10 protein-coding genes are annotated in these 16,862 nt (G+C 62.6%); 3 read left to right on the top strand and 7 right to left on the bottom strand.

The window, feature by feature from the left end; genetic code table 11:
- The first annotated feature begins 83 nt into the window (after positions 1-83).
- Positions 84-758 carry a site-2 protease family protein gene (locus ACQ4WZ_RS02685; protein WP_436572511.1) on the top strand — a complete coding sequence of 225 codons (675 nt, stop codon included), beginning with the start codon at positions 84-86 and terminating at the stop codon, positions 756-758.
- A 67-nt stretch (positions 759-825) separates the two neighbouring features.
- Here ACQ4WZ_RS02685 and ACQ4WZ_RS02680 read toward each other — a convergent pair whose 3' ends face one another.
- Positions 826-2,508, bottom strand: coding sequence for a serine hydrolase (locus ACQ4WZ_RS02680; protein ID WP_436572510.1), 1,683 nt, complete (start codon positions 2,506-2,508; stop codon positions 826-828).
- A 758-nt stretch (positions 2,509-3,266) separates the two neighbouring features.
- On the opposite strand from ACQ4WZ_RS02680, the gene ACQ4WZ_RS02675 reads away from it, so the two are divergent.
- Positions 3,267-4,208, top strand: coding sequence for a bestrophin family protein (locus ACQ4WZ_RS02675; RefSeq protein WP_436572509.1), 942 nt, complete (start codon positions 3,267-3,269; stop codon positions 4,206-4,208).
- A gap of 83 nt (positions 4,209-4,291) precedes the next feature.
- Positions 4,292-4,492 carry a heavy-metal-associated domain-containing protein gene (locus ACQ4WZ_RS02670; RefSeq protein WP_101482250.1) on the top strand — a complete coding sequence of 67 codons (201 nt, stop codon included), beginning with the start codon at positions 4,292-4,294 and terminating at the stop codon, positions 4,490-4,492.
- A gap of 48 nt (positions 4,493-4,540) precedes the next feature.
- On the opposite strand, the gene ACQ4WZ_RS02665 is transcribed toward ACQ4WZ_RS02670, so the two are convergent.
- The 6 genes from ACQ4WZ_RS02665 to ACQ4WZ_RS02640 form a co-directional block, all read right to left on the bottom strand.
- Entirely contained in the window at positions 4,541-5,269 is a 729-nt protein-coding gene (locus ACQ4WZ_RS02665) for a glutathione S-transferase family protein (protein WP_436572508.1), read from the bottom strand.
- A 21-nt stretch (positions 5,270-5,290) separates the two neighbouring features.
- Positions 5,291-5,710 carry a Cu(I)-responsive transcriptional regulator gene (gene cueR / locus ACQ4WZ_RS02660; protein WP_101482252.1) on the bottom strand — a complete coding sequence of 140 codons (420 nt, stop codon included), beginning with the start codon at positions 5,708-5,710 and terminating at the stop codon, positions 5,291-5,293.
- Positions 5,711-5,712: 2 nt separating this feature from the next.
- Positions 5,713-8,157, bottom strand: a complete 2,445-nt coding sequence (locus ACQ4WZ_RS02655) for a heavy metal translocating P-type ATPase (RefSeq protein WP_436572507.1) — start codon at positions 8,155-8,157, stop codon at positions 5,713-5,715.
- A 91-nt stretch (positions 8,158-8,248) separates the two neighbouring features.
- Positions 8,249-9,004: a FecR family protein gene (locus ACQ4WZ_RS02650; protein WP_257561081.1), complete on the bottom strand. Its 756-nt coding sequence runs from the start codon at positions 9,002-9,004 to the stop codon at positions 8,249-8,251.
- The gene (locus ACQ4WZ_RS02645) at positions 8,973-15,119 is read right to left on the bottom strand and encodes a YDG domain-containing protein (RefSeq protein WP_436572506.1); all 6,147 of its coding nucleotides are present in this window, start codon (positions 15,117-15,119) and stop codon (positions 8,973-8,975) included. The genes ACQ4WZ_RS02650 and ACQ4WZ_RS02645 overlap by 32 nt, the downstream gene beginning before the upstream one ends.
- Positions 15,120-15,135: 16 nt before the next feature.
- Positions 15,136-16,746 carry a ShlB/FhaC/HecB family hemolysin secretion/activation protein gene (locus ACQ4WZ_RS02640; RefSeq protein WP_436572505.1) on the bottom strand — a complete coding sequence of 537 codons (1,611 nt, stop codon included), beginning with the start codon at positions 16,744-16,746 and terminating at the stop codon, positions 15,136-15,138.
- Positions 16,747-16,862: the final 116 nt, after the last annotated feature.

Raw genomic sequence — 16,862 nt, 5'->3', positions numbered from 1 at the left:
CAGGCGGGGCTTTTTTCATGTGCGCGACTTTTCCCTGCGACATGTTCTAATACCGCTCTCTTTCTTCCTGGACACCCAACCCGATGCATCCCGCCTTCCAACTGCTGCTTTGCCTTATCCTTTTCATGCTCATCCACATTTCCGTCATGGCCGTGTGCGCTCGCGCATGTGGCATCACCGTGCGCAGCATCAGCTACGGCGTGGGGCCCACCTTGCTGAGCTGGCGGAAAGTCCACATCAAGCTGCTGCCGCTGGCCGGCAATGTGGCCTTGAAGGATACGCGCGAGGAAACCTTGTATGACGACGACCCTTGTCTCGACGCCTACAACTTCCAGCCGCTGTGGAAGCAGGTGGTGCTGCCATTGAGCGGCGTGGGTGTGCTGCTGGCCGTGGCGTTCGGGATACTGGGCGCACCGGGCTGGGAGCATTTTGTCGCGGCCTTCGGGCAAATCTTCCACGGTGCGCTGGCGCCGTTGTCGACGGCGCAGGAATTGCTGGGTGAAGGGGAAACGTTTGCCCGTACGCACAGCTTTGCGCTGGTATTCGCTCTGTTCTCATTGAAACTGTGCGCCTTCAACCTGCTGCCGTTCGCCGGCTTGAACGGGGGACAGGCGCTGCTGGCCATCGCACGCGGCGGACGACCTTTTGTCGCATGGGAAGAAGCGCTGACAAAGTGGATGCTGTTGCCGGGGCTGGCGATCTTGCTGGCGTGGGTAGTGGCGTTCGGCTGGTATGGCTGGAAAGCAATGGGGGCATAACTGCCGCCGCTAAACCCATGCCTGCCGTCAGCATACGCTGGCCGGCAGGCTGGACAGAAAAATACGCTTAGTTCACCCGCTTGGCCGGCATGTCCTGCCCTTCCTGGCGCAGCACCAGTTGCTCGGTCTTGCCATTGGTATCCTTGCTGAAACGCACTTCCGCATCGACTTCATTCGAAAAGAAAGCCGTCTCGCTCATGGGCAGCATGGCCAGCTTGCGGAAACCTGTCACCTGGGCAAAGAACTTGTCGCCTTCACGCGTCACTTCCAGATACACCTCGGGCGCCAGCGCGTAACGGCCAACGTAGCCATCGAATTGCGCGTGCGACATGGCGACCACGGCGCGGGCCGGCTTGACGGCGCTAGCCCGTTCATGCACGGACTTCGACTCGCCGCCATCGTTGAGGATCAGCTGTGCTTCTCCTTTCGGACCCCGCTCGAACTCGGCAGTGGTGAGGGTGTTCTCAATCAAAAAACCATTGGGCGAATAGGCCAGCAGGCGCTGCGCCGGGCGTCCAGTACGCTGCAGCAGAAGATTGCCCTCGAAGTTGCGGATCGTGTAGCCAGCCTTGTCATTAATGGCATACACGCCCGCATACGCATCGAGGATGGCGGGCTTGAGCGTGATGACCTTGATCTCCGGATACGGCCGGCCCACGGCGATGGCGGCCGCCTTGCGCGCTACCACATCGGGATCGACCAGGCCCGTGTCCGAGTTTTCCAGCACGGCAACATACACTTTTTCCTGCGGCAAGCGCATCGCATACGTGGAAAAACCATTGATGCCGCCGCTATGGTGGATGACGGCGGTATTTTGCCATGTGCCCACCTTCCATCCCAGGCCGGAGCGGGTCGCCTTGCCGTCGTTCAGCTTGGCCGGCGTGAATGCCTGCTGCCAGGTGGCAGCCTTGAGCAGCTTGCCGTCCGAAATGGCCGCATCCCAGCGGGCCAGGTCGTCCACGGTGGAGACGAGCGCGCCGGCCGAATACGGCTGCGTCATGCTCAGCGGCAAGTTCGGCACAAACGTCTCGCCCGAACGGATATGCCCGGCTGCGCGCTTGACGGGCTGGCGCTCGTGGCCTTCATAAGCCGTGTCCTTCATGCCCAGCGGCACGAAGATCTGCTGTTCCACAAACGTGGCATAGGGCTGGCCCGATGCCTTTTCGATGATGGCGCCCAGCAGGAAATAGCCGGAGCTGCTGTAACTCCACCGCGTGCCCGGTTCAAAGTCGAGTGGATCGTTCTTGAAAAAATCGATCATCTGCGCCACGCTCAAGTCTTTCGTGCTGTTGGGCACAAATTCTGGCTTCCTCGTGTAGTCATGGATGCCGGACGTGTGCGCGAGCAGCTGCTCGATCGTGATTTTCTTGCCATGCGTCGGGTAATCGGGGAGGAATTTCGTGATGTCATCGGTGATAGCCAGCTTGCCCTGGTCGGCCAGCAGCAGAATGGCGACGGCCGTAAACTGCTTGGAAATGGAACCCAGGCGCAGCGACATGTCGGGCGTCAGCGGCTGGCCATCCTGCACGCTGGCCAGGCCATACGCCTTGCGCAGCAAGGGTTGGCCATCCTTGACGACGATGACGACGGCGCCCGGTTCGCCGGACTTGTAATACGGTGCGATGCTGGCATCGATATGCGCGGCCAATGCTTGCTGCCGCTGGCTCAGTGGAGCAGGCTGGTCGGCCCAGGTGTTCGGTGCTTGCAACAGGATCAGGGTGGCGAGGCAGATGCTGGAAACTTTAAACATGGAGACCGCTTTCAAAAGAAGGAGGAACAAGCATGGCCAGGCCCCTGGCGGCGGCTATCGGGCGGACGCGTTTGCCTTAGAAAATATTTCCAATTAGCTCACTTAGCCTAGCAGACACGTCAGGAGAGAATCTCTCCTTTTGTCACAATGGGAATTTCATGGCTGCTAGACACCATGACTTTCTGCACACCTGTCGTAAGCTCGAAGCAATGCAGAAAGGCAAGCGGCCAAGGAGCTTGCATTTTTTCATTCGACACCCGCGGCAAGCACCTGGCCCTGTGGGCGATCCGTCGCTGCCAGCGTCACGCATAGCCCAGAAATGTGTTCGCCGTGCCTGCCACGTGCGCCCGGGACTGCTGCCACTGCGGCGGCGCCGAAGTGGACACTGTGCCGAACTGCAGTTGGCCGGGCCACAAGCAGCATACGCGCTGGTTGCGTAACAGCGATATAAACAGCGCGACATTGAAACAGCAGCAGGCAATGACATAAGCCGATGCGCTGAAATTCACACATATACTTACAGATGAAATATTCATTCATGAAATGAATAATGGCCATTATCATTATGAATTGGCCGGGAGCGCAACAGCGGCCTATACTCAAGCCGTCTCCCCTACATTGTTTCCCATGCTCACCCTGCTCAGCCCGCATACATCGCGGGCTTTTTGTTCCCGGCATTTGCCACGCTGTCTTTCCTCCCTTACCGATCACCGGGCGCGCCTTTCCACGCCGGCCCAGCCACGGACAGGGAGCACGGCATGATCGTGCGCGAGCGTCCATCGGCGCTGCGCTTGTTTCTGGTGGTGCGCGGCTCTGTCCTGCCCCGCATCCGCACTACCCTCATCGTCAACACCCTGATTGCCACCATTGTCACCTGGTGCCACGGTACCCTGTTCGATCACAAGGTCATCCTCACCACCATCCCGTTTACCCTGATCGGCTTGCCGCTGGCCATCTTCCTTGGCTTTCGCAATACGGCCGCCTACGACCGTTACTGGGAAGCGCGCAAGCTATGGGGCGAACTGGTATTGCGCAGCCGTAATTTCTCGCGCCAGTGCCAGACCATGATACGCAGCGATACGCCAGCCCACGCCAGGCTGGGTCTCCAAGATGTGCGCGTGCGCATGATTTACCGCACCATCGCCTTTTGCCACGCCCTGCGCCACCAGCTGCGCGACACGCGTGGACCGGCCGACTTGCAGCCGCTGCTGCGTCCAGCAGAATGGGAGGCGGCCTGCAAGGCGGCGAACCCGTCCGACTACCTGATGTTGCAGATGGGCCACGACCTTGCCGACTGCATCCGGCAGGGGCGTATCGACACCATCCTCGCCACGCAGATCGATAACACGGTCTCGGCCATGGTAGCGGCGGGCGCCTCGTGCGAACGCATCCGCAGCACGCCGATTCCCTTCTCGTATTCGCTGCTGCTGCACCGCACGGCTTATCTGTACTGTTTCCTGCTGCCGTTCGGCCTGGTCGACTCGCTGGGCTTCATGACGCCCTTCGTCGTCGCCATCGTCGCCTATACCTTCTTTGGCCTCGATGCCCTGGGCGACGAGATCGAGGAACCATTCGGCGAAGATGCCAACGACCTCCCCCTGTCGGCCATGTGCCGCGCCATCGAAATCAGCTTGCGCGAATCCGTGCAGGATGAGAATGTGCCGCCGCCCATGCAAGCTGTCGACTTCATGCTGAATTGATCCACACGCCAGCTTTCCCCTTGACCTTACCATCGGGGGAAGGCTTACAGTGGGTGCACTTAATCATTCAAGGAGTGCTTGCCATGTATCAGTTACAAGTTGAAAACATGAGCTGCGGCCATTGCGTCGGCTCGGTCACGAAAGCGGTGCAAGGCATCGATCCCGCCGCACAGGTGCAGATCGACCTGGCCAGCAAGCGCGTGACAGTGGAATCGCCTGCCGAACTGGGCGCCATCAGCGCCGCCATCGTGGAGGCGGGCTACCCCGTCACCAGCGCGCAGTAACAGCAGTGTCAGCAACAAGACAGCCGGCCTTCGCGCCGGCTGTCTTGTTTACCCGTCCAGTTCCGGGTAGTGACGGAAGATGCCTTCCTCATTGAATGCAATTCTGCGCTTCGACTTCAGGTAGCGGGCAATGTTCGGCCGCGCCGCCACGGCGTCGTGCAGCGCGAAGAGTGCGGCGTACCGGGGTGCCAGGCGCTCCATGGCTTGCGGAAACGCATAGCGCAGGCCAGCCAGCATCTGGAACAGCGACAGGTCGCCATAGCTGAGCCTTGCGCCCACCAGATAATGGCCACGGCTGCGATTGTTCAGCAAGACCTGTGTGAAATAATCGAGGAATTTGGGCAAACGCGTGGCGCGGAAATCGGTACTGCGCTGCAGGGCAGCCTGTTTCTGCTCGTCATAATACTGATTCATCGATAGCGGATGGTGCGTGTCGTGCACTTCTGTCAGCCAGTCGGCCATTGTCAGTTGCAGCTGGTTCAGCCACAGGCGACCACTTTCCGCGCGCGGCGCCAGGCCCAGGCGCCGGCCCAAGTACAGCAGAATATTCGTGGTCTGGCCGATCAGCAAGTCGCCATCGCGCAGCACGGGCGGCGCGTAGGCGGCATGTGGCGTACTGTCGCCATCGAGGCAGGCCAGCATGGCCGGCATGCCCTGCCCCTTGCGCTCGGGCAAGCGGGCGATGTCGCGGTAGTCGGCACCCGCCTCTTCCAGGGCCAATCGGATAAATTCGCCGCGCCCCTGGATCGTCGGCCAGTAACACAGTTCATACGCCATACGCACCTCCGTTGACTTGCATCAATGGCAACATGCTTTTGCTTCCGTTTCACCGACCAGCCCCAGGCTTTGCAGGATGGGGCAATCGGGCTTGTCATCGCCGTGGCACGATTGCGCCAGGTGGGCCAGGGTATCGCGCATTTCCGTCAGTTCGGCGATGCGCTTATTGAGCTCGGCGACATGGGCCAGGGCGATGCCTTTCACATCCGCGCTGGCACGCTGGTCGTTTTGCCACAGCGACAGCAGTTCGCGGATCTGTTCCAGCGAAAAACCCAAGCCCCGCCCGCGTTTAATAAACCGCAGGGCGTGCAAGTCATTCGGCGTGTAGATACGGTAGCCAGCGTCGCTGCGCGCACTGGGTTTCAATAAAGCAATGCTTTCGTAGTAGCGTATCATTTTTGCCGATACACCCGTTTCGCTTGCCGCCTGGCCGATATTCATCCTTATTGCTCCTTGGTATGCGCGCTAGCTGAATGACTGCGGGCTTTCCAGCGGCGCAGCAACAGGGCATTGCTGATCACGCTGACCGAACTGAAGGCCATCGCCGCGCCCGCCACCATGGGGTTGAGCAAGCCAAAGGCGGCCAGCGGAATGCCGATCAGGTTATAAATGAATGCCCAGAACAGATTCTGCCGTATCTTGCTGTAAGTGCGGCGCGAGATATCGATGGCGTCCGCCACCAGGGCCGGATCGCCGCGCATCAGGGTAATGCCGGCCGCATGCATGGCCACATCCGTGCCCGTCGACATGGCGATGCCCACGTCGGCGGCCGCCAGCGCGGGCGCATCATTGATGCCGTCGCCTACCATGGCCACCTTGGCACCCTCGCCTTTCAGTGCCATGATTTTAGCGGTTTTATCGGCCGGCAGCATTTTCGCCGCCACCGTGTCGATGCCCAGCAGCTTGCCGACGGCGTCCGCGCTGCCCTGGTTGTCCCCGGTCAACATCACCGTGCGGATACCCAGGCTGTGCAGATGGGCAATGGCCGACTGCGCATTCGGCTTGACCTGGTCGCTGAAGGCGAACAGGCCCAGCAATTGTGTGCCCGAGGCCAGCCAGGAAATCGTGTTGCCCGTATTTTCCAAAGACACGGCCTGTGCCGCCAAAGGCGCCATGTCCACGTGCAATTCCTGCATCAGCCGGGTGCTGCCCAATTTCAGTTCCAAGCCATCGACATGGGCCGCCAGGCCGCGGCCCGGCAAGGCCGACAGGGCCGTGGCAGTCAAGGGATCGATGTGGCGGGCGGCCGCGGCATCGAGCACGGCCGCAGCCAGGCTGTGTTCACTGCCGCGCTGGATGCTGGCCGCCAGTTGCAGCAGCCGTGCGTCCTCGATGCCATGCGCATGCAGGGCCGCCAGGGCTGGTTTGCCGATGGTCAAGGTGCCCGTCTTGTCGAACACGACGGTATTGACGGCGTGCGCCACTTCCAGCGCTTCCGCATCCTTGATGAGGATGCCGTAACGGGCAGCCACGCCCGTGCCGGCCATGATGGCCGTCGGCGTGGCCAGGCCCAGCGCGCATGGGCAGGCGATGACCAGCACGGCGACGGCATTGATGATGGCATTTTCCAGCTCGCCGGTCGCAAACCACCAGCCCAGCATGGTCAGCAGCGCCAGCAGCAGCACCACGGGCACAAAAATCGCGCTGACCTTGTCGACCAGATGCTGGATGGGCGCCTTGGCCGCCTGCGCGTCCTCCACCAGGCGGATGATGCGCGACAAGGTCGTCTCGCCACCCACGGCTTGTGTGCGTACCAGCAACAAACCATCGGCATTGATGGCGCCGCCCGTGACCTTGTCGCCCACGTGCTTGTCGACCGGCAAGCTTTCTCCCGTGATCAGCGACTCGTTGATCTGGCTGGCGCCTTCCACCACCACGCCATCGACGGCCACCCGTTCCCCAGGGCGGATGACGACCAGGTCGCCCACTTTCACCTGCTCCACGGGCAAGTCGATTTCGACACCGTCGCGACGCACGCGGGCCGATTCCGGACGCAAGACTTGCAAGGCGCGGATGGCCGAGGCCGTCTGGCGCTTGGCGCGGCTTTCCAGCCATTTGCCCAGCAACACCAGGGTGATGACGACGGCAGATGCTTCAAAGTACAGGTGCGGCATGATCTCGCCCGCCGTCAGCCACTGGTAGACGGACAAGCCATACGCGGCGCTCGTGCCCAGCGCCACCAGCAAATCCATATTGCCGCTGCCGGCGCGGGCCGCCTTCCAGCCCGCCTGGTAGAAGCGGGCACCGAAATAGAATTGTACGGGCGTGGCCAGGGCGAATTGCAGCCAGCCTGGCAGCATCAGATGGATGCCGGCCCATTCCAGCAGCATGGGCAGCATCAGGGGGAAAGCCAGCACGGCCGCAAACGCGACTTTCATGCCATCGCGCTTGGGCACGGCGGCAGGCGCGCTGGCCTGGTTGGCGGCGGGAACCGTGGCGGCATAGCCGGCCTTGTCGATGGCGGCGATCAGGATGCCTGCCTCCAAGCCGCCCGTCACCTTGATGCGCGCGCTTTCCGTAGCCAGGTTGACACTGGCGGCCAGCACGCCCGGCACTTTCAGCAAAGCTTTTTCCACCCTGCCCACGCATGAGGCGCAGGTCATGCCGGCGATGCCCAGGTCGATCTCGCGCTGCGCTACCGTATAGCCCGCTTTTTCCACGGCCGCTTGCAAGGTCGCCAGGGGAATCGGCGTGCTGGACGTGACCCTTGCCACTTCGGTGGCCAGATTGACGCTGGCTTCGGTCACGCCGGGCACGGCGACCAGGGCCTTTTCCACGCGGCCCACGCACGAGGCGCAACTCATGCCTTCGATGGCCAGCGCCTGTGCATGCGCGGCGGCGGGAGGGGAAGGACTGGAACTGGCGGGAGCGAGTGCGGTCTGATTCATGGCAGATCCTGTACGAAAAATTAACGAATAAGGACAGGATCTGCTATCCCATGATGGGAAGGTCAAGCTCTATTTTTGCCTGAAGAAAACCTTAGCGTACTACGCAGTCGATGGTGGCAGGTGTGCCGGGGCCAGCGGCAGCACTTGCGCCGGACGATGTCGCCACGAACGCCGGTGGCAGCGTGAACGGCATGCCGGGATTGACGGGCAGCAACACGGGCGGCTGCCTGAAGTTGGGCGTAAAGCCAAACTGGCCGGGGGCAAAGCTTTGCGCGCCAGCAGGATTGCTCACCTGAATCAGGCCATCGATCACGTGCACATACAGGCCGGGAGCCAACCCTTGCCCTGCCGATGGCGGCGCCGATGTCAGCGGCGGTACCGAGGGAGCAACATAGTTGGCAACAAACGTCGTGCCGCGGATGCCGATGGTAGCGGCCGGCGTCTTCATCTCGAAGCGCTCTTTGTTGCGCTTGCCAAGCAGCCCCGTGACGGAACGCAAACCGCCCTTGAGCAAACTGAAGATGGCGTGGTCGTCATCAGGCTGCTCGGCTGCGTAGCTGAATTGCTCGATCACGAAACTGGTATTCGGCTTCAAGGTGATTTCGCTATTGTCGATCAACTTGATCAATGCATAGGTCTCTTTTTCCGTCAGCAAGGTGTCGCCCTGCTCGACCTCGGACTTGACGGCCAGGATTTTTACCTTGCCATCCGCCTTCTTGGCCATCAACGGACCACTCAACTGCATCACCGTGCCCGCCACCTGTCCGGCCCAGGCGTGCGCGCCCAGGCACATCAGCGCCAGCCACAACAGGGCCTTAGTTGCAATAGGTTTTTTTAATAGAGTCATTGTCTTTGTATCCTGTTGATTTGCCTGTGCCGCCGGCAACACTCTTGTCGTCCGGCACCTTGTCATCAGGCTTGGCTGACTGCCTGGCGGGGAGCGGGTCGTTGCTACGGTCGGTCTGATTGATGATGCGCAAGGCGTCGCTGATGGCAGCGCTGATGACAGCGCTGATGACGGGGGGGGCGACGGGAGGGGTGACGGGCGGGGTAACGGGCGGGTCGATGGTCGTGCCGGGCAGGAAGATGACGTCCGGCATGGCCACCGCGCCCTTCGGCGCCTGCAAGCTGACGTTGGCGCGCTGGCGATTGATGCGCACGCCCTGCGTACCCGTGATGCTGCCCGTTTTCGCCAGCACGCTCATGCTGGCCGCTGCCGGCAAGGTGAAGGTGGCCGCGTCCGCAAAGCGCACAGAGCCTTCCGCGCTGGCGCTGAAATTGCCGCCGCCGAGAACACTGGCCTTGCCGCCAACACTGATGTCGCGGCCCGCCACCAGGCTGATGTCGCGCAGCGCTGCCAGTTGCGCGCCATCGCCCAGCACCACGTCCGTGCTGGCGTTGAGCGCAATGTCATTGCCCTGGATCTTGCCGTTGACGGTGACGGGGCTGTGCGCCGTCAAGGTGACGTTGCCGCCATTCGCATTGATATCGCCGGCCGCGATGCCGCCCGTGTTGTCGATGGCGATATTGCCGGCGCCCGTGGCAAGTTTGCCCAGCGCCAGGCTACCGGGCGCCGAAGTATTGTTCAGCATGATCCCGCCAACGGCACTATTATTTGCCGTAAAGCTGCCCACCCGGTTGCCCGCATTGCCCAGCACGATGCCATTCTGCGCCTGCGCTGTCACGCTGCTGGCGAGCAGCGCACCATCCTGGCCGATAGCGCCGTTCAAGGCGTTCAGACGCACATCGCTGGCCGCCAGGCTGGCGAAGCGCAAGTCGCCAGCCGCTTGCGTGATCGCCAGCTGGCCCGCCAGTGCGATAGCGCCGGCCGCCTGGCTGAAGCTGTTGGCGACAAGCAAGTTGCCATTACCGCTCAGCACGCCGCCGCCTTGCGCATAACGCTCCGCCGACAGGCTGCCGTTCAGCAGCAAGCTACCACCGTTGATTTCCAGGCCGGCCAGACCGCTCAGCACGGAGCGATCGAGCGCGCTTTCACCGAGGGTCAGCTTACCGCCCGTCAGCAGCAAGCCCGTCGCGGAAGTCAGGTTTTTCAGGGTGGTGCTGCCGGCCGCCGCGCTATAGGTGACGATGCCCTTGCTGTTGGTAAAGTCGACAGCCAGCACGTTCGCGCCTTCCGGCACCACGCCGCCGTCCCAGTTGGCCGCATCGCTCCACAAGCCGTTGCCACTGCCGACCCAGGTGGACAATTGTTTTTGCGCAATTGTTGCCTGCGTCGTGGCACCCGTCGTCTCCAAGGTGTAGTTGCCCGCATCAGCGCCTGCCAGACGGAAACCGCTGGCCGTCACCAGTTTGCCGGTGCCCGCATTCTTGTCGGCAAAGCTGCCGCTGCCGCCCACCAGGCTGACCTCATCCCGGCCCAGCACGCCGTTCACCGAAGCGCTGACCGTCGTGGAAGTCGTACCGTCATACACCTTGTTGGCAGCGTTCAGGCTTGCCAGGCTCAGGGTGGCGGGCGTAATGCTGGCCAGCAAGCCTGTCGGCAAGACGATGAAGTAATTACCCGCATCGGCGCCTGACAGTATCGCGCCGCTCAGCTGCACGGCCTTGGCCGCGCCCACGTTCTTGTCCGCAAAGCTGCCCACGGCCGAGACTGTCAAGCTATCGCCAGCGAGACGGTCATCGCCCAGGCTCAGCTGCGCAAGCGACGTGCCATCGTAGACCTTGTTGCCCCCAACGCCGGACAGGTTCAGCGCGCGCGCGCCGATATCGGCCGTAGTACTGCCCGCAGTATTGCCCAGCACATAGTTGCCCGCATCACCACCGCTCACAGCCACGTTCGTCACCGTGATGGTTTTTCCAGACCCCGCGTTCTTGTTGCCGAACGCGGCATTGCCCGCCACCGTCAAGACGTCGCCATGAATGCGGTCGTCGCCAAAGCCGACTTGCGCATCTGTCGTACCGTCATACGTCTTGTTGATGCCATTGAAACGCACGTTCAGGGTGCGCGCCGTGATATCGGCCGTGGTACTGCCCACCGTTCCATCAAGCACATAGTTGCCCGCATCGGCGCCCGTCAGGAGACCCGTCGTCAGCTGGTAGTCGACGCTCTTGCCGCTGCCCACGTTCTTGTCACGGAAGCGGCCCTGCAAACCGGCCATGCTGACCCGGTCGCCCGTCACCATGCCTTCAAAATACCCAGTCAGGGCAGCCTGCAAGCTGCCATCGTAGACGCGGCTTTGCGCTCCCGTGACGCTATAGTGCAGCTGGCGCGCCCTGATGTCCGCTATGCCGTCGACCGTGCTCGAGGCCAGCTTGTAGTTACCCAGGTCATTGCCGTCCAGGACCAGGCCGCTGGCATGCACGGCCTTGCCGCTGCCCGCGTTCTTGTCGAGGAAGGCGGCGCTGCCGCTGACGCTGAGGTTATCGCCCGCCACAACGTTACCCAGTACAAAACTGGCGCCGTCGTAAGCCAGCGTGCCGTCATACACCTTGCCATTGCCGCCCAAGCTTACCGTCAGCGCGCGCGGCGTGATGGCCAAGGTGGTCATGCCGCCCATCGTGATGTCATACTTGGTCGACCACAGTCCCGTCGCTGCATAGTTGCCCACATTGCGCGCGTCGCTGCCGTAGCCGAGGCTGCCATTGACACCCGTATCACCGTCGAGCAGTCCCACATAGCTGATCGAACCGAGGAAGGCGGCCAGCTGCCCATCGTAGACCTTGCCAGCGGCGTTGCCCGAGATATTCACCTGCAGCTGCTTGAGTAAAGCCTTCAGCATCGGCGTCGTATAGCCTTCGTAGATGCGCCACACGCTGCTGAAATTGTAGTCGTTGAAACTGCCTTGCTGCTTCATCTGCGCCGTGCTGCGGCCGCTGGAACCACCGCCATCGATTTGCACCAATGAGGTGTCGGCATTGAAAAAACCATAGCCGAACGGGGAACCGGTAGCCACGCGGCCGGCTACAGCACCGACTGCCGCGTAACCGCCGCCATTCACGGCGCCACTGCTGAAGACATGGCTGACGCTGCCCGTACTTTCACCGACCAGCCCGCCCATGTTTTCCCAGGCCAGGATGGAATCGGCAGTGCCGGCCCGGCCCACGGCGCCGCTGGCATAAGCATCATTGATACTGCCGCCGTTCAGGCCCACCAGGCCACCGATGCTGCGCGCGCCACTGACATTGCCGGTGGCATACGATTGGCTCAGCGCGCCCTGGTTGTTGCCCACCAGACCGCCGATCATTTCACGCGCGCCCGTCACCACACCGGTGGCGTACGAGGTCGCAATGCTGGCGCCGGACGCATTCCCCCCCACCAGGCCGCCGATGGCGCCGCCGCCATCGGCATTCACGCCGGTGACCATGCCGCTGCTGGCGGACAGTGTGATGGTGCCGCCGTTGCTGCCCACCAGGCCGCCGACATTGCGCTGGCCGCTGACGGCCATGCTGCTGTTGACGCTATCGATAGTACCGCTCACAACATTGCCCGCCAGCGCGCCCACGTTCGCCGTGCCGGCGACGCTGCCGCCGCTCAGGGTCAGATTGCGCAAGGCAGCGCCCTGCACGGTGCCAAACAGGCCTGCCGCAGAACCGGGCGCCAGGTTGCGGTCTATTTTCAAATTGCGCAGCGTAAATCCGGCACCATCGAATATGCCGGAAAAGCCGCTGCCGCTGCTGCCAATCGGCACAAAACCCAGGCCATTGTTCCAGTTTGCGGTGCCGCTGGCATCGATATTGCCGGCCATACGATAGCTGTTGCCAAGGGCAAGGCTGGCGACACCTTGCAAACCATAGATATCGGCAAGCAGATACGGCGAAGAAACGCCGTCGCCGCCTGCCACGCGCAGGAAACTGGCGCCGCTGCCGATGGAAAAATTTCTGGCGCTAAATCCTGGCAGGGCCGCCGCGTTTTGCACCCAGCTGCCGCCGTCCAGCACAAAGCTGCCACCCACCGTCACGGCGCCCGTGGCCATGATGGTGGAACCGGAGTTGATGTGCAGGTCGCCTGCGGTGCTGAGCGCACCCGAGATGCGGATGCCGTCCGTATTGCTGCCATCGCCGATGGTCAGCGACGATGCCGAAATGCCGGCCACCTCAAGCGCGTTCAAACTCAGGGCCGTATCCGATTTGGTGCCCAGGTCGATGATGCGCGAACTGCTCAGGGGCTGGATGATCACCTTCGCGCCGCCGCCCGCGCCACCGAAATTGATGCCGCCTGCGAGACTCATATTGTCCGCCTGCAGGACCAGGCTTTGACCAGCGGCGCCGCTGCCGATCAACTGATTGCCACTGCCCGACAGCGTGATGCCGCCCGACGCGGCATTCGCGAGCAGGCTCAAATTGCCACTGCCTACATTGACTATGCCGCTGCCGGCCACGCTGGCGCCCGACAGCGACACGTTGCCGCCGTTACTGTTGATGGTGGCGGCCAGATTGACATTCGATCCCGGGCCGTAGGCGCCGCCGCTGCTGACAGCGTTGGCCGACAAGGTCACATCGCCGCCTTGGGTCGTGATGGGGGCATACACGTTGATCGACTCGCCCGCCGTTGCAGTTAGTCCGACACCAGAATTGACCATGCTCACAATGCCGCTGAAGTTGATGCGGTGCTTGGCCTGCAACGTCACATTGCTGGTCGACCCGGCAATGACGCTGGCTCCGATGACCGTACTACCCGTTGAGGCGCCTTGGTTAAAATCGTCAACATCACTCAGGCTGCCCCCTGTTCCCTGTACGACTTCGATGTCGTAGGGATCGAGCATCCATACGCCCGTCTTGCCGCTACCCGCGCGCGCGCGCGTATCGACGCGGATGCCATCCACCGCCAAGTGATAGCCCGAGGTTTCCACGAAGCCGCCGTCGCCGCCCAGCGCGCCGCCGCGCGCGGAAAGGCTGCCGTGCACCTGCGCCGATGCATTGCCCCAGGCGATGACCTTGCCGCCGTTGCCGCTGTCGATGGCATCGGCATGCACGCTGGCGTCCTTGCCAACGAGCACCTGCCGCGCATTCTGCACGGCCGCGTTCTTGCCCTGATAATCGCCGCCCAGCAAGACCGTACCGCCGCCCGTGGCGCCGCTGGCATCGATTGTCGCATTGCCCAGCAAGCCCACCTGCTCGCCCAGCACCTCGATGTCGCCGCCCTTGCCGGCAGCGCCCGTGGCGCTGGTGATGCTGCCCGCTTCGAGCAGCGTCTTGCCGCTGGCCTTGAGCACGATCTTGCCATGCTCACCGACGACGGCGCTGTTCGCATTGAGCACGCCGCGCTGGCTGACCAGCGCACCGGCCATGCCTATGCTGCCGCCCTGGGCAATGATCTGCCCCAGGTTCAGGGCCTGGTCGTTTGGCGCCGAGAACAGCACGCGCAACTGCGGATTGCCGGGGTCGGCCAGCTGCACGCTGCGCCCGGCCGCCAGGATCACTTCGCCATTCGGCGCCGTGATGATGCCCGTGTTTTCCACGTTCGGCGCGATCAGCAGCACTTGCCCGCCCTTGCCAGCTTGGATGGTGCCCGCATTGCTGACGCCGCCGGCCACGCCGCCCGCCGTAAACTGGCGCCTGCCGGCCAGGAAATCCTCGTTCGACATGCCCAGGCTGGACGCTACCAGCCCGCTCACGTCCACTTTTGCTCCCTGGCCGAAGACGATGCCGTTCGGGTTGATCAGGAAGACCTTGCCGTTCGATTCGAGCGCGCCCAGGATCTTGCTGGGGTCTTGTCCCGTGATGCGGTTGAGCACGGCGCTATTGCCATTTTGCTGGATGAAGCGCGTGATTTCGCCCGCATGGATGGAAAAGCTCTGCCAGTTGATGATGGTGTTGGGCGTGTTCGTGATCGAGAAAATGTTTCCCTGTTGATTGAACGTCGCCTGTCCATGGACCACCTGCGGCAATGCGGTGTTGGCTTGCGCCGCGCCGAAGCAGCCGGCCAGCAACAGTGCCAGCGCCGTGCGGCGCAGAGGTGGCATCAGGACGAAAACGGAGGCGTGCTGGACATGGTTGTGCATGGTGTTCATCCTGATACTAGTAGGCCAAGGCGAGGCGGAAATGCAGGCGGTTGGCGCCCCGCTGTCCCGTGTCGCCGCCATTGACGACATGGGCGTAATCGAGTTGCAGATTGGCGTAGCGGCTCAACAGCAAACGCAGGCCGAGTCCGGCGCTGGCTATGCCTTGCGAAGCGCTTTCGCCAGGCAGCGCATGGTTGCGGCGCAGGCCGGCCGTGTCATAAAAGGCCAGTGCGCGGCACTGGAAACCGAGCGCCTGGCCGCACCAGTTCGGCGTGTACAGTTCCAGGTTCAGGTTGACGCCCATATCATTCGATACCTCGCGCTCCGCAAAACCCCGCACGGAGGCGGCGCCGCCGGCGCCGAACTGCTCGCCCGGCACCAGCGCGTCCGGCGTAACTTGCGCGTTGACGAGCGCGCGCCACTGCCAGTCGTCGGCCAGGACGCGTCCTGTGCTTGCGCTCAGGCGCACGGTGCTGTAGGCCGCCTTGGCATGCGCGCGCACCCGGTCGAAATCGGCTTGCGCGCCATGCTTGCCACCGGGAATGTTGTGCGCGAAGGTGAGCGCCACGCTGGTCTCGCCCGTGGGCAGCGACCAGGCACCGATGTAGCTGATGCTGAGCGGATGCACCGTGACGTCGGCGCCCAGCTGCATGCCGAACAATTGCACACTGTTGCGGTATGCCTTGTAATCGACGCCGTAAACAAGCTTGGGTTCGAAATCGCCACGGCGGGCAAAGTTCTGGTTGTAACGGATGCCGGCCATGCTGCCCTGGCCGCTGACGGCAAGGTCGACAATACCGGCCGAAATGCTGCCCGAATCGACGTTCGAATAGCTGGCGAAAAAATCCATCGAGTCGCCCAGCGCATACAGCGGCAAGTGATAGCCGGCGCCATACACGCCCACCTTGTCCGGCTTTTCCAGGCTGCTCGTGTATTGCAGGCTGGCCACATGATCGCGTCCGAACAGGTTGGCATGCTGCAGCACCACGCCCACATGCGTCTTGCCCGTCTGCACACTGCCCGTATTGTCCACATTGAGCATGGCTTTCCAGGGCTTTTCATCGGCTACCGTGACAAAGGCGTCGATGGCGCCCGCCGGCTCGTCGGCCTGCAGGCGTACTTCGATCTTGCGCGCCGGGTTTTCATTGGCCAGCTTCAGGCTTTGCGACAGGGCCGGCAGGTTCGGCGTCTCGCCTTCGCGCAGGGACGGCAAGGCGCGCCGTACGTTGGCCTCGTCGACATGGGCATTGCCGCTGATGGCAAGCTTGCCCAGCGGCGTTTGCTGCACGCTCAGGCGCACTACGCCACGCTCCAGTTCCTGCTCGGGCAATTGCACCTGCACGGCGCTGTAACCACGTTCGCGGTAAGCCCCCTCGAGCGCCTCGACGGCACGGGCAATGTGGGAAAAATCGCGCTGAGCTCCCGTATAGGGCGCCAGCAAGGCTTGCACCTGCGCGGACGTGAGCAGGGTATTGCCCTGGACGTCGAAGCGGCGGATCTCGAAGCGCGGCACGCCGTCCTCTTGCGTCGCAGGAGTAGCTTCTTCCATGGAAACGGAGGCGCCAGCGGCGCCGACGGCGAACAGCAGCGCGGAACCCGCAAGCAGGTGCACCAAGCGATATGTCATGTGAAGGATTTCTTGTGTAACCGGACAAGCGCGCGGCCCGCAGGCGCCAGCGTGTCCCGCAATGGATTGAAGGCAAATTTTAGTCGGCTTTTAGTTTCCAGTCAGAAATTTCTAAC

This window comes from Janthinobacterium darwini, from assembly GCF_051380905.1.
Lineage (GTDB): Bacteria > Pseudomonadota > Gammaproteobacteria > Burkholderiales > Burkholderiaceae_D > Janthinobacterium.
The sequence above is the reverse complement of the archived record's forward strand: the minus strand, read 5'-3'. Positions and strand labels throughout refer to the sequence as shown.